Below are 26,082 nucleotides of genomic sequence, written 5' to 3'. Positions count from 1 at the left end.
GCGGCTGGCGGCCAACGGATGCCGGATCGCGGCAAACCACGGCTGAAGCAGGCGAACTCAAAAGGGTTTGTGACGGTGGACAAATTTTGATCTTTGTCTAGGCTTAGCCGCTGTGATAACGAGCTCAAAACGTGTTTAATTCGTTACCCCGCGCACCTGCGTCTGTTCAGGTGGCAAATTAAACTTAGCATAGGAGTTAGCATGAAAATCGGCAGCGGAAAACGGGCTAACGGTTCGAGCGGCATTTCATCTAAGCCTCTGCTAACCGCGTTTGCGCTGGAGCCGCGCTTGTTTTTTGACGGCGCGGCGGCCGCTACTGCCGATGCCACTGCCGACACGCAGGCCATGACCGAAAGCGAAGCTCACGGCGGCGATATGCAGAGTTTGCTAGATGCGACCGCGAATTACACGCCGCCAGCGGTTTCGGCTGAAACCGCCGACCAGCGCAATGAAGTGTTGTTTATCGAAAGCAACGTTGCCGACTATCAAACCTTACTCTCCGGTGTAGCGAGTGGTATCGAAGTGCATCTGCTCGATGCCGGGCAGGACGGTTTGGCGCAGATCGCCGATATTTTGGATGGGCGAACCGGCATAGACGCCATCCACATCGTTTCGCACGGTTCGGCTGCTCAGGTTGGACTCGGCTCGCTGAGTCTGGATAACGACAACATCGCTGATTATGCAGACGCTTTGCAGCAAATCGGCAGTGCATTGAACGCCGATGGTGACATCTTGCTTTACGGCTGCGATATTGCCGAAGGCAGCGCCGGTGCTGCGTTAGTAAACGCTATCGCGCAATTCACCGGCGCTGACGTGGCGGCGAGTAGCGACATTACCGGCGCGGCGGCCTTAGGAGGCGATTGGGAATTGGAAAGCAGTACCGGCCAAATCTCGACTTCGCTCGGTATTACCACCGCGGCCCAGCAGAACTACGCTTACGCCTTAACGGCGTTTACCGAAGTCTTCAACTGGAGCGGCTTATCGCTCGCCGATGCGGATTCGAATTTGGGCAGTTCTAATGGGGTTGTCGATTCCGGCGAATTTTTTATAGATACGGAAGGTTCGACCTCGCAGAATAGCTACTTCGATTTTACCGCCAGCGGTACGGTATTTCGTTTGACCGCCAGTTCTACCGGCGATGGTGGACATGCGTTGTGGTGGAACCAGTACGGGCAAAGCAATACTAGTTCTTTGGATTTAAATTCTGGATCTGGAAACGCGGGGCACGTACCCAATTCCGGTACAACCGAAGTTTTTACGATTACTAAAGCCGGTGGCGGGTCATGGAAGTTGGACTCTGTTTGGGTGGAGTTGGTCAATTCTGCCAGCGTTACATTGAATGCTAAATTAGGCGGAACAACCCAGTCAACGCAGACTGTTTCCTCATCCGGGGGGGCGACGGTTAATTTCAGTAGTGTGACATTGGATACCCTGGAGTTTAGCAGTACTGACTTTTTCAATTTCACTGTAGATAGCTTAAGTGGCGACACGACTGCTGCTCCGCCCATCGATACTAGTTCCACCGTGACGGCTGGCGCCGGCTCGGAAGCGTCCAGTTTCGGCACCACCGCAACCTCGTCCGGCACCGCCGTAAATTTGCTGGATTTTACCGTTAGCGATGCCGGAACGTCCGACGGGGTAGCGACTACCATCAGCGCATTCGCGGTTGACGTATCCGGTACAACGACAGACGCCGAACGCGCCAACATGGTATTCCTGCTAAACGGCCCCGATGCCAGCAACGTGCAGGGGACATACGATTCTGGGACCGACAAAATCACCTTTTCGAGTCTGAGTCTATCCATTGCGGACGGCGGCTCCGAGACGTATACCATCAGCGCCTATTACAACGACAGTACCTCGAGTAACGACATCACCGACGGTCATACATTAATTCTTTCGACCAACGCTTCCGCTTTTACCACCGGTTCGGGCAGTTCGACCATGGCGGCCAGCCAAGCGAACGTGACTAACGGTTCCGGCGCGGCTGTCGACGTGACGGCTACGCAATTGGTGTTTTCGCAAAATCCATCCGCGACGGTTACCAGCGGTAGTACTTTCGGTACGCAGCCGATTGTGATGGCCGTGGATGCACGCGGCAATCTTGATACCGGTTATACCTCAAATGTCTCGCTTAGCGAAAACGGTAGCGGTATTTTAGGCGGTACCGCCACGCTAGCAGCAAGTGCCGGGATCGCTACGTTTACCAACATCAGTTATACCTCTGCATCGGATGCCGACGCCAATTTCACGCTGAGCGCATCCAGCGGATCGTTGACCGGTGCTACCTCCACTACCATCAATCCGGACGTGGTGGCGACTCGATTGATTTTCAGCACCCAGCCTGCGCCGACCGCTATTAGCAGCGGCGTGTCCACCGGTTTTTCGACGGTACCGGTCGTCAGCGCAGTTGACGCCAATGGTCTCGTCGATACCGATTATGCGACCAACCTGGTATTGTCGGTCACCGATCCCAACGACGGTACCGTAGACGGCACAGTCAACAGTCTTAGCGTCAGCTCCGGCGATCAGGACGGGACGGGAACCACGGTTACTTTGTCGACTGCCAGTACCGGCGCAACCTACGTCAACGGGGTGGCGACTTTTACCGGTTTGGCTCTGCAATATACCAATTCCGGCAGTTCCAACACGCTGGCGTTGCGCGCGACATCCGGCGGATTGACCGCCGCCAATAGCAGCAGCATCACGTCCACCGCGAATAGCACCCCGGTAATTACTTCCAACGGCGGCGGCGCCACCGCCTCGGTCAACGTAGCCGAAAACGGCACGGCCGTCACGACCGTAACCGCGACCGACGCCGACAGCGGCGATACCTTGACTTACTCGATTAGCGGCGGCGCCGACGCCGCTAGCTTCAGCATCAACAGCAGCACCGGGGTGCTGAGTTTTCTATCGGCGCCGGATTTCGAAAATCCGACCGACTCCGGTACTGATAACGTTTACGACGTGCAGGTGCAAGTCAGCGACGGCACCGCCTCGGATACTCAGGATATTGCGGTCACCGTTACCGAGGTCAACGAATTTACACCGACGATTACCTCGGACGGCGGTGGCGCTTCGGCGTCGGTTTCCATTACGGAAAACACCACGGCTGTAACAACGGTGACCGCTACCGACTCGGATACCGGGCAGACCTTGAGCTACTCGATAAGCGGCGGAGCCGACGCCGCGGAATTCAGCATCAACAGTTCGACCGGTGCGTTGACGTTCCAAGCGGCGCCCGACTACGAAAATCCGACCGATGCCAATACCGATAACGTTTACCAAGTCGAAGTGCAAGTCAGCGACGGTAGCAACACCGATACCCAAACCCTTTCGATTTCGGTAACCAACGACAACGACAATAGCCCGGTCATTTCCAATTTAAACGGGGACAGCGTGGCTTGGGCCGGAGTCGGCAATACCGTGTTGTTGGACAGCGGAACAGTGGCTTCGGCCAGCGATGCCGACAACGACGTCAGCGATTGGAACAACGGCACGTTGACCGTGCAACGGGCCGGCGGGGCTTGGTCGCAAGACCTGTTCGACTTTAACCAGACAGGCTATACGGTCAATGGGTCGGACTTGGAAGACGGCGGCAGCGCGTTTGCCAGTTTTACGAATAGCGGCGGCACCCTTAGTATCAGCTTCAACGGCGGAGCCACTACGGCGCTGGTCTCTGCGGTGTTAAACGGCATTACCTACCGTAACGATACGCCGGCCGGCGATGCGACTATCCGTTTCAGCCTGTCCGACGGCACTACGACGGACATTGCGGATGTGACGGTGGCCACCGATTCCATCTATGTCACTAATACTAGCGATACCGCGACGATAGATCTAACCGACGGCGTCAGTTTTTCCGAAGCGATCGCTATCGCCGCCGCCGATGTCAGCGGTAGCCAAACTCTGGTGCTGGACAGCTCGCTGACCGGGCAATCGATTTCAACGTCGGCCGCTAGCAGCTTGGGTGAAAACCTTGCTATCGATGCCGATTCCGCGAGCAGCGCCACTCTGGCCGGCGACGGCAGTTTGAGCATCGATTCCGGCTTTGCGCTGAGTCTGAGCAACGGTGTCGGCGATAGCCTGACCGTCGCCACGGCGCTGAGCGGCAGTGGTGGGATAAGTAAGGTCGGGGCGGGGTCGGTAACGCTATCGGGCAGCAATGGTTACACAGGCACGACTACGATTTCGGCCGGTACGCTGGAGGTCTCAGGCGGGGCGGCTATCGGCAATAGTAGTGCCGTCGCCATGTCGAGCGGCTCCAGCTTAGTCTTGTCGGCCAGCGAGAGCATCGGTACGTTGTCGGGCGACGGCACTATCGATTTGGCTAGCAATACGCTGACTACCGGGTTGACCACCGGCGTCGATACCACCTTCTCCGGTAAAATTACCGGTAGCGGCGGTTTGGTCGTCTCCGGCGGCGTTAGCAATACCGGCAGCATCACGCTGGACGGTATCACCAGCGATTACAGCGGCGATACCACCGTGATCAATTACGGTATCTTGAAGGTCAGCGGCGGGTCGGCGCTGTCCGACGCCAGCATTCTTAGGGTCAACGGCCACGGCACTTTCGCGCTGCTGGGCGACGAAACTATCGGCGGTCTGTTCGGCAATAATGCGGCAGGATCCGTTGCGTTGGGGATATATTCCTTAACCGTCGCACAAAGCGCGGATTTGGAACTGCAAGGGGTTATTTCCGGTAGCGGTAACTTAATCAAGAGCGGCAGCGGCGTGCTGACCCTGTCGGGCAGCAACACCTATTCCGGCGTGAGCAGCGTAAGCGGCGGCACGTTGTCGATAGCCGACGACAGCAACTTGGGGACGGGAACCGTGCAGCTGAACGGCGGTACCCTCTCGCTGACCGGAGCTACCACTGTCGATAACAGCATCAGCTTAGGCAGCAGCGGCGGTACCGTGGACAACAGTGCGGCTGCGACCTTGTCCGGGGACATCGCCGGTTCGGGTTTGTTCACAAAAGCCGGCGCGGAAACCCTGAGCTTGTCCGGCACGTCCAACAGCTATTCCGGGGGCTTGGCCGTGACCGCCGGTACTCTGAGCGGCACGACTTCGACATTGCTGGGAAACATTAGCAACGACGGTACCGTAGAGTTCAATCAAAGCGCGACCGGTACTTTTTCCGGCAACATCAGCGGGACGGGCAGCTTGACGAAAACCGGAAGCGGCACGGTCACGTTAAGCGGGACCAATACCTATACCGGCAGTACCACGATTTCGGCCGGCACGTTGGCGGTGACCGGTTCGGCCATTGCCGATACCGGCACCGTAACCGTGGATACCGGCGCAACGTTCAGAGTAAACGGTAACGAAACCGTCGCCGGGATTACCGGCTTGGGCACGGTCAATCTGAACGGCTTCACTTTAACCGTACAACAAGCGGCCGACGCGACCTTCGACGGTGACATAAGCGGTAGCGGCGGTTTCACTAAAACCGGCAGTGGTCTGTTGTCGTTGGCCGGGACCAACTCGTATACCGGGACCACTACGATCAGCGCCGGTACCTTGCAAGTCGATAACCTCAGCTCCGCGGCGTTGGCTCTGGACGGCGGAACCCTGAAAACCAACACATCGACCTCATTAAGTTACAGCGGCGGAGTCTCCGTGGGCGCCGGCGGTGCTACATTCGATCTGTCCAACGGTTCGATTTTCTTGTCCGGCGCCCTGAGCGGCTCGGGTTCCGTCAGCGTTAATTCAACCGCTGGTGGCAATGTTTTGTCGCTACAAAGCAATAACAGCAGCTATAGCGGCACTACCACGCTTAATAACGGCATCATAGAGGTGGGTCACGACTCGGCGCTGGGCAGCGGCGGGCTGCAAATCAACGGCGGCAAGATTCGCGCGAGATTAACTACCGCTCGCACCTTGGCGAACGATCTGACCTTGGGCGGTACGATGACGATGTCCGGCAGCGCCGGCCTGACGTTTACCGGGGCGGTGGATCTGGGCGGCGCTACGCGGACGATCAACAATACCATTAGCGCCGGGCTGACATTCGGCGGCACGATCGCTAACGGCGGTATCGTTTTTAACAGCGTCGGCACCGGCAACATCACACTAAGCGGCAATAATACCTATTCCGGTACAACAACGGTTTCCGGCGGGATATTGACAATAGGCAGCAATTCGGCCTTGGGCGACAGCAGCGCCGGCACCACGGTGTCCTCCGGCGCGGCGCTCAAGTTCGGCGGAAGCTATACCATCGCCGAAGACCTGACCTTAACCGGCACAGGCGTGTCGAACGGCGGCGCCCTGTTGGTTACCACCAGCGGTAGCGCCATATCCGCCGGCGTGAGCGGTTCGGTTGCCTTGGCCGGCAACACGACGATCAATGCCGGTACCGACACGGCTCTGACGCTATCGGGGGTGGTAAGCGGAAGTTCAACGTTGACCAAAATCGGCGATGGCCGGCTGACCCTGCAAGGCGACAACGGCAGTTTTAGCGGCGCTATCGTGGTCAGTGCCGGCGTACTGGATGTCGGGCACGACAATGCGCTCGGTAACAGCAGCGGCGACACCACTATCGCCAGCGGTGCGCAGCTACGGGTATCAGGGCGGACGCTGAACGAGAACCTGACTATCGCCGGCACCGGCATTAGCGGTTCATCTGGCGCGATTTCGATAGCCGCTGCCAGTAGCACGGCGAGCTTGAACGGTGCCGTTACAATGAGCGCCGATTCGACGCTGTATGTCGAATCCGATTCGACTTTGACCTTGAACGGTACGCTATCGGGTAGCGCCGGTTTGAGTAAATCCGGCAGCGGCACGCTGGCCTTGGCCGGTGCGGCGAGTTACACCGGTGCCACCGTAGTATCCGCCGGTACATTGATAGCGGACGGCGGCCTCAGCGGCACATCCGCTATTACGGTAGACAACGGCGCAACGCTGGGCGGTAGCGGTACGCTGTTCGGCTCCGGTTCGACCAATACCTTGACTGTCAACGGAACCTTGGCGCCGGGCGCGGCCGGCGGCGGTTTCGGCGCCTTGACCGTGCAGGGCAATCTGGTATTCGGCGCCGGCGCCACTTTTGCCGCCGACATCGGCGGCGACAGCATCGGCAGTAGTTACGACGTTGTCGCGGTCGACGGCAGCGTGACGATAGACGGTAGCACCATCTTAAGTCTTAACTACAGCGTCACCTCGCCGGCCAGCGGCGAAAGTTATCGGTTGATTAGCAAAAGCGGCGCTGCTGCGATTACCGGAACCTTCTCCGGCTTAACCGAAGGCGGCACCACGACTCAGGGCAGCACACTGCTGACGGCATATTATGCCGCCACCGACGCGGGTGCTACGTCCGGCGGTAACGAATTCATGCTGCAAGCGCCGATAGATCAGCCGCCGACGCTGGATTTGAACGGTGCCGACAGCGGCACCGGCAATACTGTCGCATTGGCCGATGCCGGCAGCGGCTTGGCCGACGTTGCCAACGCCACCGTGACCGACGGCGAGGGCGATTGGAATAACGGCATCTTAACCGTGCAACGCGTCACCGGCGGCAGCGCGGACGGCAGCAGCAACGACGTGTTTAATTTTCTGAGCGACGCCGGACTGACTGCGACCGGCAGTATCAGCCAGGGTTCGGACAGCAGCGGTACCTTATCCGAAGGCGCCACCCAATTCGCCACTTGGGCTTATACCAGCAGCAGCGGTAGCTTGGTCGTCACCTTCGCCGGCGACGGCAGTGCGACGACGGCGCGGGTACAAGCCTTGATGCGCAGCATAGGCTATAGCAATGCCACGCCTTACGGCGATGCCACCATCCGGTTTACCTTGACCGACAAATACGTTGCGAACGAAGTCACCGCGGATGTTACGGTCACCAGCTCCACCATCTACGTCGACCAAAGCAACGACGAAGCCGACGGCGATGCCGCCGACGGTTTCAGCTTGCGCGAGGCCGTCAGTCGGGCCAACAACCAGTCCGGTGCCGAAACCATCGTGTTCGGCAGCGCCTTGGGTGGACAAACCATCACGCTGGGCTCCGATTTATTTTTGGAAGACGGCCTGAGCTTGAATGCAGACGCCGCGGATGGTTTGATCATAGCCGGTGCTACGCTCACGCTGGATATAGACGCTACCGTGAATGTCAGTAATGGCAGCGGCGATACGCTAACGGTCAGTTCCGTCATCACCGACGACGGTCTCAATGCCGGCAGTTTGACCAAGTCCGGTAGCGGCACTCTGGTGTTATCGGGCAGCAACAGTTATCTAGGCAGCACGACGGTATCCGCCGGTAGCTTATCGGTCGCTTCCGACAGCAATCTGGGCAACGGCAGCTTGAGTTTGAGCACCGGTACCACGCTGCAAGTGACCGGTGCCGGCACCATCGACAATGTTATTGCGCTGACCGGCGACGCTACCTTGAACATCGCTGCCGATACCGTGTTGTCCGGCCTATTGACGGGCAGTTCCGAATTGACTAAAACCGGCTCCGGCGAATTGGATTTGACCCATGCCGGCAACGAAACCGGCTTTACCGGCGGTATCACCGTGACTAGCGGACTGGTCGCGGCGAGCAGCGACGACGCCATGGTCGGCGGCACGATTACCCTGGACGGCGGTGCGTTAGGCGTAACTACCGCCGGCAGCGGGACGGTATACGACAACAGCTTGGTACTGGGTAATGCCAACGGCAATCTAACCACCAGTCATTCATTTTCGGTGTCCGGTGACATTTCAGGTAGCGGGACATTGAATGCAACCGGTAGCGGCACCGTAATTTTATCCGGCACCAATTCCTATTCGGGCGGTACTTTTCTGTCCAACGGCACCCTCAGTGTGACCGACGGCAATAATTTAGGCAGCGGCGACGTGACATTGAATAGCGGCACGCTGCAGATAACCGGCAACGCAGTCACCGTCTCGCAAAATATCGACATGGGCAGCAGCGGCGCGTCCATATCCAATGCTAACGCAGTAACACTGTCCGGAACGCTGACCGGCACCGGCTCGCTGCTGAAAGTTGGCGCCGGCGCGTTGACTCTGAGCGGATCCGACAATGCCTCCAATTACAACGGGGACATTACGGTTCGCGAAGGCGCTTTGGCGGTAGCGGACGACGCCAATTTGACTTCCGGTCTGTTGACGCTGAACGGTGGTCAGTTGACCCTGACCGGAACCGCGGCGGATATCGACAACGCAATCGCTATCGGTGTTGACGGCGGTACGCTAAGCAATGCCGACACAGCGGAAATTTCCGGCGTTTTGTCGGGTCAGGGCCTGGTCAAGACGGGGGCCGGGGTGTTGACCTTAAGTGGTGCCAATAGCGCTTACGCCGGAGGCATGCAGGTGACCGCAGGCGGCATTAGCATAGCCGATGCCGCCGGTTTGGGAAGCGGCAGCTTGACGTTCAGCGGCGGTGCTTCGCTGCTGGTGACCGGGACTACCACGATCGGTAACGCCATCGTGCTGGCGCAAACCAGCGGCAGTAATACCGAAGTCAACGTTAGCAACGCTGGCGATACTGCGACGCTGAGCGGTAGCGTGACTACCAGCGGCACCGGCAATCAAGGTTTGCTGAAGTCGGGCGCGGGCGGGATGACCTTGGCGGATACGGTGGGTTTCGCCGGCGATTTCGTGGTGATCGAAGATGGCTTGCTCAGCGTGGCTGCGACAGGCTCCCTGGCCGGTAGCGCCGGCATCAAAACCAGCGGAAGCGGTGACCGTTCTTTAACGATTACAGGCACCGGTATTTTGGCGAACAACATCGTCATCGACACTAACCTGAGCATCAGCAACGACGCTACGGTTACGCTCAGCGGTACCATCAGCAAGGCGAGCTTGACGACTCGCAATGTCACTAAATCGGGCGCCGGCAATCTGACCTTGAGCGGTTCCAACAGTTTTGATGCTACCACGGTACAAGCCGGTACGTTGACGGTCGCCGATGCCGATAATCTCGGTTCGGGCAATGTGACCTTATCCGGCGGGGCCACTTTGGCGGTCACCGGCAGCGGGGCCGTGACTATCGACAGAAACATCACGCTGGCGACCGGTGGCGGTGCGGTGAATTATGGTAATACCGCCAGTGGCGATCTTTTGACCTTATCCGGCACGATCGCCGGAGATTCCGGTGCAGCCTTCAGCAAAGACGGCGATGGGGCAGTGGTATTATCCGGCAGCAATAGCTTTTTGGGCAGCACCGCGGTCAATGCCGGAACGTTAATTTTGTCCGGCGGTGCGGCGATTGCAGACCCGACTTCGGCCTCCAGTGTCAATACCGGGTCGGTAACCGTGCAATCCGGCGCCACGCTGGAATTAGCCTCCAACGAAACCCTAGGCTCGCTGGCCGGTGCCGGTAGCGTCGCACTGGGCAGCTCGGATTTAACGCTTAACCAATATCAGGCGACGACGTTTTCCGGTTCGATTAGCGGCAGCGGCATGTTGATCAAACAGGGCAGCGAAACGCTAACCTTATCCGGCAGCAATAGTTTTAGCGGCGGCACCCAAGTGGCTGCCGGCGGTTTGTCCCTGTCCGGCGGCGCGGCGTTACACGATAGCGCCGCCCTGCAAATCGACTCGGGCTCTACCCTTACTTTAGACAGCGATGAAACCGTCGGCAGTGCGAGCGGCGGCGGCAATATCGATTTGAACGGAGGCAGTTTAACCGTCAACCAAAGCGCAGACGCCAGTTTGAGCGGTACGGTCAGCGGCAGCGGCGGCTTGATCAAGCAGGGCGGCAGTGCCCTGACTTTGACCGGCAGCAATACGTTCTCCGGCGGTATAGCGGTAACAGCCGGTGCCCTGGGTGTGTCCGGCGACGACAATCTGGGCAGCGGTAGCGTCAGTTTAGACGGCGCCTCCCTGATTTTTACCGGCAGCGGCCAAACGCTGAGCAACGCCATGGTACTGGCCGCCGGCGGCGGCACTTTGCAAAACGCAAACAGCGCTACCTTATCCGGTGTGATTAGCGGAAGCGGTGACTTGACTAAAGCCGGGGCCGGTTTGCTGGCGTTGTCCGGCGTTAACACCTACAGCGGCAGCACCAGCGTGGCCGCCGGCACCCTGGCGGTCAACGGCAGTTTGACCGGTAGCGGAGCGGTCGGCGTCCAATCCGGTGCGACGCTGGCCGGTAGCGGCAGTATCAATGCTGCCACGACTGTAAATTCCGGTGCTTATGTAGCGCCGGGGAACAGCCCGGGCGTCTTAAGCTTGGGGAACGGCGTCGTCATCGCCGGCACCTTAAGCGCGGAATTAAACGGTACCAGTGCCGGAAGCGGATACGACCAATTGGCAGTTACCGGCAGCGTGGACTTGACCGGCTCCAGTCTGTCGGCCAGTGTAGGTTATAGCGCCAGCGTCGGCGATCAATTCGTCATTATCGATAACGACGGTTCCGATCTTGTAACTGGTATCTTTGCCGGACTGAGCGAGGGGGCGGTATACAGTACCGGCGGCTACGATTTGCTGGTCAGCTATAGCGGCGGAGACGGAAACGACGTGGTGTTGACTGTACAAAACCACGCGCCGACCCTAAACGCCGGCACCGATTACAGTTTTTCGACTACAGACGAAGATACCCAGAGCAGCGCGGTCACTGTCTCGGCGATATTATCCAACGCCGGGCACAGCGATGAGGATAACGGCGCGCTTAGCGGTATCGCAGTGCAAGCGACCAGCGGCAACGGCGTTTGGCAATATTCCACCGACGGCGTCAGTTGGCAAGGTTTCGGCAGCGTATCGACCAATAGCGCCTTACTGTTGGATGCGGCCAGTCAGGTGCGCTACGTGCCGGACGGCGCAAACGGCGAGTCCGCCGGTTTCACTTATCTGGCTTGGGATCAAACCGGCGGTAGTGCGTCGACCAACACCACGCCTAGCGCCGCGGATACCTCGGCGACAGGCGGTGACAGCGGATTTTCCAGCAATAGTGGTACCGCGAGCATAACGGTCAGCGACGTTAACGATAGCCCGTTGCTCGACACCCCGAACCCGGCAAATTACACCGATACCTCGGCGAGCGATTCCTTTAGCGACGATAGCGGCAGCTTGTCGGCTAGCGACGTGGATAGCGGTGCCAGCCTGAGCTACGGCATTTCAGGCGGCGGCAGCACCTCCACGACCATAGGCGCGACGACTTACGACATCAGCAAGGCCGGCAGCTACGGTACCTTGTACCTCAACAGCGGCAGCGGCGCTTACGTTTTCGTGCCGGACGCGGCCGCGATCGACGGCCTCAGTGCGGATGCATCCGAAAGCTTTACCGTCACCGTTTCCGACGGCAACGCGAGCGATTCAGCTGATTATTCGATCAATCTAACCGCGGCCAACGACATCCCGGTCATCACCTCCGACGGTGGAGCCACAAGCGCCAGTGTTAGCGTTGCCGAGAATGCCTCGGCCGTGACCACCGTCACCGCCAGCGACGCCGACAGCGGCGCCACCCTGACTTATTCGATTAGCGGCGGGGCCGATGCGGCCTTGTTCAACATCGACGCCGACAGCGGCGAGCTCAGTTTTGTTACAGCGCCCGACTACGAAAATCCAGCCGACAGCGGGGCGGATAATGTCTACGATGTGACAGTGCAAGTGTCCGACGGCACCGACACCGATGCGCAAGCTATTGCTATCTCGGTGACAGATAGCAACGATGAAACGCCGGTCATCGGCTCGAACGGCGGTGGCGCCACGGCCGCGATCAACGTCGGCGAAAACGGCACCGCCGTCACCACCGTCAGCGCGACCGATGCAGACGCCGGCGCGACGTTGACCTACAGCATCGTCGGCGGGGCCGACGCCGGCTTGTTCTCGATTGACTCGGCCACCGGCGTCTTGACCTTTGTGGCCGCGCCCGACTACGAAACCCCAACCGACAGCGGCGGCGACAACGTCTACGACGTCACCGTCCAAGTCAGCGACGGCAGCCACAGCGACAGCCAAGCGATTGCAATCACAGTAACCGACACCAACGACAACGCGCCGGTCATCGGCTCGAACGGCGGCGGCGCCACGGCAACAGTCAACATTGCAGAAAACAATACGGCCGTCACCACCGTCAGCGCGACCGATGCAGACGCCGGCGCGACGTTGACCTACAGCATCGTCGGCGGGGCCGACGCCGGCCTATTCTCGATTGACTCGGCCACCGGCGTCTTGACCTTTGTGGCCGCGCCCGACTACGAAACCCCAACCGACAGCGGCAGCGACAACGTCTACGACGTCACCGTCCAAGTTAGCGACGGCAGCCACAGCGACAGCCAGGCGATTGCAATCACAGTAACCGACACCAACGACAACGCGCCGGTCATCGGTTCGAACGGCGGCGGCGCCACGGCAACAGTCAACATTGCAGAAAACAATACGGCCGTCACCACCGTCAGCGCGACCGATGCAGACGCCGGCGCGACGTTGACCTACAGCATCGTCGGCGGGGCCGACGCCGGCCTATTCTCGATTGACTCGGCCACCGGCGTCTTGACCTTTGTGGCCGCGCCCGACTACGAAACCCCAACCGACAGCGGCAGCGACAACGTCTACGACGTCACCGTCCAAGTTAGCGACGGCAGCCACAGCGACAGCCAGGCGATTGCAATCACAGTAACCGACACCAACGACAACGCGCCGGTCATCGGCTCGAACGGCGGTGGCGCCACGGCCGTGATCAACGTCGGCGAAAACGGCACCGCCGTCACCACCGTCAGCGCGACCGACGCGGACGTGACCGACACCCTGACCTACAGCATCGCCGGCGGGGCCGACGCCAGCTTGTTCTCGATTGACTCGGCCACCGGCGTCTTGACCTTTGTGGCCGCGCCCGACTACGAAACCCCGGGCGACAGTGGCGGCGACAACGTCTACGACGTCACCGTCCAAGTCAGCGACGGCAGCCACAGCGACAGCCAAGCGATTGCAATCACAGTCACCGACACCAACGACAACGCGCCGGTCATCAGCTCGAACGGCGGCGGCGCCACGGCAACAGTCAACATTGCAGAAAACAATACGGCCGTCACCACCGTCAGCGCGACCGATGCAGACGCCGGCGCGACGTTGACCTACAGCATCGTCGGCGGGGCCGACGCCGGCTTGTTCTCGATTGACTCGGCCACCGGCGTTTTGACCTTTGTGGCCGCGCCCGACTACGAAACCCCAACCGACAGCGGCAGCGACAACGTCTACGACGTCACGGTAGAAGTCAGCGACGGCAGCCACAGCGACAGCCAAGCGATTGCAATCACAGTAACCGACACCAACGACAACGCGCCGGTCATCGGCTCGAACGGCGGTGGCGCCACGGCCGTGATCAACGTCGGCGAAAACGGCACCGCCGTCACCACCGTCAGCGCGACCGACGCGGACGTGACCGACACCCTGACCTACAGCATCGCCGGCGGGGCCGACGCCAGCTTGTTCTCGATTGACTCGGCCACCGGCGTCTTGACCTTTGTGGCCGCGCCCGACTACGAAACCCCGGGCGACAGTGGCGGCGACAACGTCTACGACGTCACCGTCCAAGTCAGCGACGGCAGCCACAGCGACAGCCAAGCGATTGCAATCACAGTAACCGACACCAACGACAACGCGCCGGTCATCAGCTCGAACGGCGGCGGCGCCACGGCAACAGTCAACATTGCAGAAAACAATACGGCCGTCACCACCGTCAGCGCGACCGACGCGGACGCCGGCGCGACGTTGACCTACAGCATCGTCGGCGGGGCAGACGCCGGCTTGTTCTCGATTGACTCGGCCACCGGCGTTTTGACCTTTGTGGCCGCGCCCGACTACGAAACCCCAACCGACAGCGGCGGCGACAACGTCTACGACGTCACGGTAGAAGTCAGCGACGGCAGCCACAGCGACAGCCAAGCGATTGCAATCACAGTAACCGACACCAACGACAACGCGCCGGTCATCGGCTCGAACGGCGGTGGCGCCAGCGCCGCGATCAACGTCGGCGAAAACGGCACCGCCGTCACCACCGTCAGCGCGACCGATGCGGACGTGACCGACACCCTGACCTACAGCATCGCCGGCGGGGCCGACGCCAGCTTGTTCTCGATTGACTCGGCCACCGGCGTCTTGACCTTTGTGGCCGCGCCCGACTACGAAACCCCGGGCGACAGTGGCGGCGACAACGTCTACGACGTCACCGTCCAAGTCAGCGACGGCAGCCACAGCGACAGCCAGGCCATCGCCGTAACCGTCACCGACGCCAACGAAACCGGAATCCCGACAGCGAGCGACGACAGCGGCGATGCCACGGAAGCCGGCGGCCTGAACAACAGCGAAGTCGGCAGTGTCGCCAGCGGCAACGTCCTAAGCAACGACAGCGGCAGCGGCCTCAGCATTAGTGCCGTACGCAGCGGCGGCACCGAGGGCGGCGGTACCGTCGGCAGTCTCGGCGTCGCTTTAGCCGGCCAGTACGGCAGCCTGACCCTCAACAGCGACGGCAGCTACAGCTACCTCATCGACGACAGCAACCCCGACGTCCAAGCCCTGGGCGCCGGCGCCAGCTTGACCGACCGCTTCAACTACAGCGTCAGCGACGGCAGCCTGAGCGACACCGCCGTCTTGACCGTCACCTTGCATGGCGCCAACGACCTGCCGACCCTGAGCGGCTTTGCCACCGCCATCCAAATCGACGACACCGCCAGCGCCCAGCCGTTTGCCGCCGTCAGCGTCCAAGACCTGGACGGCGACAACGTCAGCCTGAGCATCAGCTACAACGCAGCGAACGGCAGCCTCTCCGGCGCCGGCCTAAGCGGCGTCGCCGGCAGCTACACCCTGGCGGCGACCGACCCCGCCAGCCTGCAAAGCCAACTGCGCGCCCTGGTGTTCACCCCGACCGAAAACCAAACCGCGCCCGGTTCCAGCGTCGTCACCCACTTCACCCTGACCGTCAACGACGGCAGCGGCGACGGCAGCAGCGACAGCAGCAGCCAACTGACGGTCCTCTCCGTCAACGACGCCCCGGGCATCAGCGGCCTGGACGGCGACCACCTAAACTACGCGGCCAGCGACGGCATCGCGCAACTCATCGACCAAAACGGCGACGCCCTGGTCAGCGACCTCGATCCCGGCGACTTTGCCGGCGGCAGCCTGACCGTCGCGATCAGCGCCAACGGCGTGGCTGGCGAAGACGTCCTGTCCATCCGCAACCAAGGCAACGGTACAGGACAAATCGGCTATGACGGCAATAGTGTCAGCTACGGCGGCAGCGTCATCGGCAGCGTGAGCGGCGGCAGCGGCGGCAGCGACCTGGTGATCGGCCTCAACGCCAACGCCGACGCGGCAGCCGTCAGCGCCCTGCTGCACAGCATCAGTTACCGCAACCTGGACAACGCGACCGCCACCGAAAGCACCCGCACGATCCAATTCACGCTGAACGACGGCGACGGCGGCAGCAGCCAAGCCACGGCCGACGTCCAAGTCGTGCGCAACGCCGCGCCGACCGGCAGCGACCGCACAGTCAGCCTTGACGAAGACACCACCTACACCTTCGGCAGCAACGACTTCGCCTTCAGCGACCCCGACAGCGGCGACAGCCTGCAAAGTATCACCATTACCGGCCTGCCGGCGGCGGGCAGTCTGAGCCTAAACGACGTCGCAGTCACGCTCAACCAAATCATAACCGTAGCCGACATTGTGGCCGGCAAACTGCAATTCAGCCCGGCGGCGGATGGCAACGGCACGGGCTACGCCAACTTTCAATTCAAAGTCAGCGACGGCAAAAGCGACTCGACCAGCGCCTACACCCTGACCTTAGACGTCAACCCGGTTAACGACAGTCCGGTCATCGGCTCGAACGGCGGCGGCGCCACGGCAACAGTCAACATTGCAGAAAACAATACGGCCGTCACCACCGTCAGCGCGACCGACGCGGACGTGACCGACACCCTGACCTACAGCATCGCCGGCGGGGCCGACGCCAGCTTGTTCTCGATTGACTCGGCCACCGGCGTCTTGACCTTTGTGGCCGCGCCCGACTACGAAACCCCGGGCGACAGTGGCGGCGACAACGTCTACGACGTCACCGTCCAAGTCAGCGACGGCAGCCACAGCGACAGCCAGGCCATCGCCGTAACCGTCACCGACGCCAACGAAACCGGAATCCCGACAGCGAGCGACGACAGCGGCGATGCCACGGAAGCCGGCGGCCTGAACAACAGCGAAGTCGGCAGTGTCGCCAGCGGCAACGTCCTAAGCAACGACAGCGGCAGCGGCCTCAGCATTAGTGCCGTACGCAGCGGCGGCACCGAGGGCGGCGGTACCGTCGGCAGTCTCGGCGTCGCTTTAGCCGGCCAGTACGGCAGCCTGACCCTCAACAGCGACGGCAGCTACAGCTACCTCATCGACGACAGCAACCCCGACGTCCAAGCCCTGGGCGCCGGCGCCAGCTTGACCGACCGCTTCAACTACAGCGTCAGCGACGGCAGCCTGAGCGACACCGCCGTCTTGACCGTCACCTTGCATGGCGCCAACGACCTGCCGACCCTGAGCGGCTTTGCCACCGCCATCCAAATCGACGACACCGCCAGCGCCCAGCCGTTTGCCGCCGTCAGCGTCCAAGACCTGGACGGCGACAACGTCAGCCTGAGCATCAGCTACAACGCAGCGAACGGCAGCCTCTCCGGCGCCGGCCTAAGCGGCGTCGCCGGCAGCTACACCCTGGCGGCGACCGACCCCGCCAGCCTGCAAAGCCAACTGCGCGCCCTGGTGTTCACCCCGACCGAAAACCAAACCGCGCCCGGTTCCAGCGTCGTCACCCACTTCACCCTGACCGTCAACGACGGCAGCGGCGACGGCAGCAGCGACAGCAGCAGCCAACTGACGGTCCTCTCCGTCAACGACGCCCCGGGCATCAGCGGCCTGGACGGCGACCACCTAAACTACGCGGCCAGCGACGGCATCGCGCAACTCATCGACCAAAACGGCGACGCCCTGGTCAGCGACCTCGATCCCGGCGACTTTGCCGGCGGCAGCCTGACCGTCGCGATCAGCGCCAACGGCGTGGCTGGCGAAGACGTCCTGTCCATCCGCAACCAAGGCAACGGTACAGGACAAATCGGCTATGACGGCAATAGTGTCAGCTACGGCGGCAGCGTCATCGGCAGCGTGAGCGGCGGCAGCGGCGGCAGCGACCTGGTGATCGGCCTCAACGCCAACGCCGACGCGGCAGCCGTCAGCGCCCTGCTGCACAGCATCAGTTACCGCAACCTGGACAACGCGACCGCCACCGAAAGCACCCGCACGATCCAATTCACGCTGAACGACGGCGACGGCGGCAGCAGCCAAGCCACGGCCGACGTCCAAGTCGTGCGCAACGCCGCGCCGACCGGCAGCGACCGCACAGTCAGCCTTGACGAAGACACCACCTACACCTTCGGCAGCAACGACTTCGCCTTCAGCGACCCCGACAGCGGCGACAGCCTGCAAAGTATCACCATTACCGGCCTGCCGGCGGCGGGCAGTCTGAGCCTAAACGACGTCGCAGTCACGCTCAACCAAATCATAACCGTAGCCGACATTGTGGCCGGCAAACTGCAATTCAGCCCGGCGGCGGATGGCAACGGCACGGGCTACGCCAACTTTCAATTCAAAGTCAGCGACGGCAAAAGCGACTCGACCAGCGCCTACACCCTGACCTTAGACGTCAACCCGGTTAACGACAGTCCGGTCATCGGCTCGAACGGCGGCGGCGCCACGGCAACAGTCAACATTGCAGAAAACAATACGGCCGTCACCACCGTCAGCGCGACCGACGCGGACGTGACCGACACCCTGACCTACAGCATCGTCGGCGGGGCCGACGCCGGCTTGTTCTCGATTGACTCGGCCACCGGCGTTTTGACCTTCCTAGCCGCGCCCGACTACGAAACCCCAACCGACAGTGGCGGCGACAACGTCTACGACGTCACCGTCCAAGTCAGCGACGGCAGCCACAGCGACAGCCAGGCCATCGCCGTAACCGTCACCGACGCCAACGAAACCGGAATCCCGACAGCGAGCGACGACAGCGGCGATGCCACGGAAGCCGGCGGCCTGAACAACAGCGAAGTCGGCAGTGTCGCCAGCGGCAACGTCCTAAGCAACGACAGCGGCAGCGGCCTCAGCATTAGTGCCGTACGCAGCGGCGGCACCGAGGGCGGCGGTACCGTCGGCAGTCTCGGCGTCGCTTTAGCCGGCCAGTACGGCAGCCTGACCCTCAACAGCGACGGCAGCTACAGCTACCTCATCGACGACAGCAACCCCGACGTCCAAGCCCTGGGCGCCGGCGCCAGCTTGACCGACCGCTTCAACTACAGCGTCAGCGACGGCAGCCTGAGCGACACCGCCGTCTTGACCGTCACCTTGCATGGCGCCAACGACCTGCCGACCCTGAGCGGCTTTGCCACCGCCATCCAAATCGACGACACCGCCAGCGCCCAGCCGTTTGCCGCCGTCAGCGTCCAAGACCTGGACGGCGACAACGTCAGCCTGAGCATCAGCTACAACGCAGCGAACGGCAGCCTCTCCGGCGCCGGCCTAAGCGGCGTCGCCGGCAGCTACACCCTGGCGGCGACCGACCCCGCCAGCCTGCAAAGCCAACTGCGCGCCCTGGTGTTCACCCCGACCGAAAACCAAACCGCGCCCGGTTCCAGCGTCGTCACCCACTTCACCCTGACCGTCAACGACGGCAGCGGCGACGGCAGCAGCGACAGCAGCAGCCAACTGACGGTCCTCTCCGTCAACGACGCCCCGGGCATCAGCGGCCTGGACGGCGACCACCTAAACTACGCGGCCAGCGACGGCATCGCGCAACTCATCGACCAAAACGGCGACGCCCTGGTCAGCGACCTCGATCCCGGCGACTTTGCCGGCGGCAGCCTGACCGTCGCGATCAGCGCCAACGGCGTGGCTGGCGAAGACGTCCTGTCCATCCGCAACCAAGGCAACGGTACAGGACAAATCGGCTATGACGGCAATAGTGTCAGCTACGGCGGCAGCGTCATCGGCAGCGTGAGCGGCGGCAGCGGCGGCAGCGACCTGGTGATCGGCCTCAACGCCAACGCCGACGCGGCAGCCGTCAGCGCCCTGCTGCACAGCATCAGTTACCGCAATCTGGACAACGCGACCGCCACCGAAAGCACCCGCACGATCCAATTCACGCTGAACGACGGCGACGGCGGCAGCAGCCAAGCCACGGCCGACGTCCAAGTCGTGCGCAACGCCGCGCCGACCGGCAGCGACCGCACAGTCAGCCTTGACGAAGACACCACCTACACCTTCGGCAGCAACGACTTCGCCTTCAGCGACCCCGACAGCGGCGACAGCCTGCAAAGTATCACCATTACCGGCCTGCCGGCGGCGGGCAGTCTGAGCCTAAACGACGTCGCAGTCACGCTCAACCAAATCATAACCGTAGCCGACATTGTGGCCGGCAAACTGCAATTCAGCCCGGCGGCGGATGGCAACGGCACGGGCTACGCCAACTTTCAATTCAAAGTCAGCGACGGCAAAAGCGACTCGACCAGCGCCTACACCCTGACCTTAGACGTCAACCCGGTTAACGACAGTCCGGTCATCGGCTCGAACGGCGGCGGCGCCACGGCAACAGTCAACATTGCAGAAAACAATACGGCCGTCACCACCGTCAGCGCGACCGACGCGGACGTGACCGACACCCTGACCTACAGCATCGTCGGCGGGGCCGACGCCGGCTTGTTCTCGATTGACTCGGCCACCGGCGTTTTGACCTTCCTAGCCGCGCCCGACTACGAAACCCCAACCGACAGTGGCGGCGACAACGTCTACGACGTCACCGTCCAAGTCAGCGACGGCAGCCACAGCGACAGCCAGGCCATCGCCGTAACCGTCACCGACGCCAACGAAACCGGAATCCCGACAGCGAGCGACGACAGCGGCGATGCCACGGAAGCCGGCGGCCTGAACAACAGCGAAGTCGGCAGTGTCGCCAGCGGCAACGTCCTAAGCAACGACAGCGGCAGCGGCCTCAGCATTAGTGCCGTACGCAGCGGCGGCACCGAGGGCGGCGGTACCGTCGGCAGTCTCGGCGTCGCTTTAGCCGGCCAGTACGGCAGCCTGACCCTCAACAGCGACGGCAGCTACAGCTACCTCATCGACGACAGCAACCCCGACGTCCAAGCCCTGGGCGCCGGCGCCAGCTTGACCGACCGCTTCAACTACAGCGTCAGCGACGGCAGCCTGAGCGACACCGCCGTCTTGACCGTCACCTTGCATGGCGCCAACGACCTGCCGACCCTGAGCGGCTTTGCCACCGCCATCCAAATCGACGACACCGCCAGCGCCCAGCCGTTTGCCGCCGTCAGCGTCCAAGACCTGGACGGCGACAACGTCAGCCTGAGCATCAGCTACAACGCAGCGAACGGCAGCCTCTCCGGCGCCGGCCTAAGCGGCGTCGCCGGCAGCTACACCCTGGCGGCGACCGACCCCGCCAGCCTGCAAAGCCAACTGCGCGCCCTGGTGTTCACCCCGACCGAAAACCAAACCGCGCCCGGTTCCAGCGTCGTCACCCACTTCACCCTGACCGTCAACGACGGCAGCGGCGACGGCAGCAGCGACAGCAGCAGCCAACTGACGGTCCTCTCCGTCAACGACGCCCCGGGCATCAGCGGCCTGGACGGCGACCACCTAAACTACGCGGCCAGCGACGGCATCGCGCAACTCATCGACCAAAACGGCGACGCCCTGGTCAGCGACCTCGATCCCGGCGACTTTGCCGGCGGCAGCCTGACCGTCGCGATCAGCGCCAACGGCGTGGCTGGCGAAGACGTCCTGTCCATCCGCAACCAAGGCAACGGTACAGGACAAATCGGCTATGACGGCAATAGCGTCAGCTACGGCGGCAGCGTCATCGGCAGCGTGAGCGGCGGCAGCGGCGGCAGCGACCTGGTGATCGGCCTCAACGCCAACGCCGACGCGGCAGCCGTCAGCGCCCTGCTGCACAGCATCAGTTACCGCAACCTGGACAACGCGACCGCCACCGAAAGCACCCGCACGATCCAATTCACGCTGAACGACGGCGACGGCGGCAGCAGCCAAGCCACGGCCGACGTCCAAGTCGTGCGCAACGCCGCGCCGACCGGCAGCGACCGCACAGTCAGCCTTGACGAAGACACCACCTACACCTTCGGTCTCGGCGACTTCGCCTTCAGCGACCCCGACAGCGGCGACAGCCTGCAAAGTATCACCATTACCGGCCTGCCGGCGGCGGGCAGTCTGAGCCTAAACGACGTCGCAGTCACGCTCAACCAAATCATAACCGTAGCCGACATTGTGGCCGGCAAACTGCAATTCAGCCCGGCGGCGGATGGCAACGGCACGGGCTACGCCAACTTTCAATTCAAAGTCAGCGACGGCAAAAGCGACTCGACCAGCGCCTACACCCTGACCTTAGACGTCAATCCGGTGAACGATGCTCCAACATTAGGTACACCAGCCTCAGCCAATTACAGTGATACGTCAGCTACCGACAACTTTATTAACGATAGCGGGAACTTGAATGCCTTCGACAGTGATGCCGACGATACTCTGAGTTACGGTATTCAAGGCGGCAGCGTATCCGGCACCACCAGTACACTGGTCGGCAATTTCGGTACCCTGACGGTCGATACCGAGAGCGGCGCCTATACCTACACGCCCAACGCCGCGGCAATCAACGGCTTGAGCGGCGACGCCGGCGACAGCTTCACCGTCACCGTGTCCGACGGCAACAGCACGTCGACTGCCGTGTACAGCGTCAACTTGAGCGGCTCCAATGATGCCCCGGTGCTGTCCACGCCGACGGCCGCCAGCTACACCGATACCGCCGGAAACGACAGTTTCGCCGAGGATACCGGCAGCTTGAGCGGTTCGGACGGCGATGGCGGCGCCAGTTTGAGTTACGGTATTCAAGGCGGCAGTGTATCCGGCACCACCAGCACACTGGTCGGTAATTTCGGTACCCTGACGGTCGATACCGAGAGCGGCGCCTATACCTATACGCCCAACGCCGCGGCAATCAACGGCTTGAGCGGCGACGCCGGCGACAGCTTCACCGTCACGGTATCCGACGGCAGCAGCACGGCGACCGCGACATACAGCGTCAACCTGAGCGGCAGCAACGACGCGCCGGTACTGGCGACGCCGGTGGCCGCCAGCTACACCGACACGGCCGGCGACGACAGCTTCGCAGCCGACAGCGGTAGTTTGAGCGCGTCCGACGGCGAGAGTAACAGCCTGAGCTACGGCATCGAAGGCGGCAGCGTCGCCGGCACCACCAGCAGCTTGGCCGGCAACTTCGGCACCCTGACGGTCGATACCGTGACCGGCGCCTATACCTACACGCCCAACGCCGCGGCAATCAACGGCTTGAGCGGCGACGCCAGCGACAGCTTCACCGTTACGGTATCCGACGGCAGCAGCACGGCGACCGCGACATACAGCGTCAACCTGAGCGGCAGCAACGACGCGCCGGTACTGGCGACGCCGGTGGCCGCCCACTATACCGACACGGCCGGCGACGACAGCTTCGCAGCCGACAGCGGTAGTTTGAGCGCGTCCGACGGCGAGAGTAACAGCCTGAGCTACGGCATCGAAGGCGGCAGCGTAGCCGGCACCACCAGCAGCTTGGTCGGCAACTTCGGCACCCTGACGGTCGATACCGAGAGCGGCGCCTATACCTACACGCCCAACGTCGCGGCAATCAACGGCTTGAGCGGCGACGCCAGCGACAGCTTTACCGTTACGGTATCCGACGGCAGCAGCACGGCGACCGCGACATACAGCGTCAACCTGAGCGGCAGCAACGACGCGCCGGTACTGGCGACGCCGGTGGCCGCCAGCTACACCGACACGGCCGGCGACGACAGCTTCGCAGCCGACAGCGGTAGTTTGAGCGCGTCCGACGGTGAGAGTAACGGCCTGAGCTACGGCATCGAAGGTGGCAGCGTCGCCGGCACCACCAGCAGCTTGGTCGGCAACTTCGGCACCCTGACGGTCGATACCGTGACCGGCGCCTATACCTACACCCCGAATGCGGCGGCGATCAACGGCTTGACCGGCGACGCCGGCGACAGCTTCACCGTCACCGTGTCCGACGGCAACAGCACGTCGACTGCCGTGTACAGCGTCAACTTGAGCGGTTCCAATGATGCCCCGGTGCTGTCCACGCCGACGGCCGCCAGCTACACCGATACCGCCGGAAACGACAGTTTCGCCGAGGATACCGGCAGCTTGAGCGGTTCGGACGGCGACGGCGGCGCCAGTTTGAGTTACGGTATTCAAGGCGGCAGTGTATTCGGCACCACCAGTACACTGGTCGGCAACTTCGGCACCCTGACGGTCGATACCGAGAGCGGCGCCTATACCTACACGCCCAACGCCGCGGCAATCAACGGCTTGAGCGGCGACGGTATCGATAGCTTTACCATCACAGTGTCGGACGGCACGGCCACGGCCACGGCTGTTTATACCGTCAATGTCTTTGCCGCTAACGATGCGCCGACCTTGGCGATACCGGCGGCGGCGAACTATACGGATACGGCGGCAAACGATACCTTTGGCAACGATACCGGGACCTTGGTCGGCGCCGATAGCGATCCGGGAGACACCTTAGTCTATGGCATCGACGGCGGTAGCGTCTCCGGCACCACCAGCAGCTTGGTCGGCAACTTTGGTACCCTGACGGTCGATACCGTGACCGGCGCTTACACTTTTACGCCCAATAACGATGCGGTCAATGCTTTGAGTCTTGATGCCAGTGAAAACTTTACCGTAACGGTCAGCGACGGCAGCTTGAGCTCGACGGCGATTTATATCGTAAATATTGCCGCCGCTAACGACATCCCTACCAGCCGTAGCTTCAGCTTTACGGTCAGCGCTAGCGCTAGTCACGTATTCACCGCTGACGAATTTGCGTTTAGTGATGCGGATGCCGGCGATCGCTTGCAAGCTATCCAGATTACCGCAATACCTAGCGGTGGCCGCATAAGCTTGAACGGTGCTAGTGTGACTGTCGGTCAAACTATCCAATTGGCCGATATCAGTGCCGGGCAGTTGCGCTTTGTACCGGCCGAGAACCAAACGCTACATACCGGTTTTACCTTCCGAGTTGTGGATAGTAACGGCGGCGTTAGCACGAATTTCACCGCTTCGATACACATTGAGGAACAGGTGGTTACTAACGCAACCCAAACAGTGGATTTCAACTCGTCGACCGGTGTGATAGGCACGAACGGCGCAGCCGGCAGCGGAGCGGGGTCTAACATCATCACGATTATCGGTGAGCCGGGCGGTACGCCAGGCGTTGGGGGGGCGAATGCCGGTTTGCCGGGATTGGGCGGCTCGGGTGCTAGCTTGGCTAACGTACTGGGTGGAGGTACTTCAGTAGGCGGACCGGGTGGAGCCGGTTTAGGTGGCGGAACCGGCGGAGGTTTAGGTGGTTTTGGCGGCGGCGGTTTGGCCGGTTTATTAGGCGGTGGAGCGGTACCCGGTCTCGGCGGTGGCTTTGGGGGCGGTTTCGGCTTCGGCACCGCGCCCACTTTCGGGGTAGACGGCGGTCTGTCTTCCGGCCTGGGACTGAGTAGCTCGCTGAGTATGGAGGCTACTTTAGATTTCGGTAGTGCCGATGGCGGGATATTTGATTTGCCGGCGGAAGCACTGTTCGGTTTGGATACCGCTTCCGGCGTCAGTTTTCAAGCAAGTTTGGCCGATGGTAGTCCGTTGCCCGCTTGGCTGGGCATAGATCCGCATACCGGTACCTTAAGGGTTTTACAGCAAGGACTGGACGGGCTTGCTGCAGGCAAGACCGTGGTCAAAGTCCTGGCAACGGACGGGCAGGGTAACCAGAGCGTGGTGACCATTGTCGTGAAGCCCAAAGGCGATAGCCGGGGACAAGGACAGCATCAGGGTCAAGGCGGCGGACGCGGAACTAACGGACAAATTCGTTCTTCGGCCGAAGGCTATTTGCTCGGCGGCGACCGGCTGTCTGCGTTTGCCGGAAGGCCGTCGTTAACCGAACAACTGCAGGGTTTCGGCAGTGAGCAACTACATCGAGACGCACAAACCTTTCTGGAGCAGTTGGCTCGAAGTTTCGCCGACCGCCACGACGCAGCATAACTTAAT

At 61.7% G+C, this 26,082-nt stretch carries 1 protein-coding gene; it reads left to right on the top strand.

Going from position 1 to position 26,082, the window contains the following annotated elements; translation table 11 throughout:
- The first annotated feature begins 201 nt into the window (after positions 1-201).
- On the top strand, positions 202-26,076 hold the full coding sequence (locus F1E05_RS19415; protein WP_150051425.1) for a cadherin domain-containing protein: 25,875 nt from the start codon (positions 202-204) through the stop codon (positions 26,074-26,076).
- Positions 26,077-26,082 lie beyond the last annotated feature (6 nt).

Origin of the sequence: Methylomonas rhizoryzae (assembly GCF_008632455.1) — a bacterium.
In the GTDB taxonomy this organism is placed as follows: Bacteria; Pseudomonadota; Gammaproteobacteria; order Methylococcales; family Methylomonadaceae; genus Methylomonas; species Methylomonas rhizoryzae.
This window is presented reverse-complemented; position numbering and strand designations above follow the sequence as displayed.

Coding starts and splice junctions, on each gene's coding strand:
- F1E05_RS19415 (WP_150051425.1), top strand. CDS start 202: ATGAAAATCGGCAGCGGAAAACGGGCTAACGGTTCGAGCGGCATTTCA.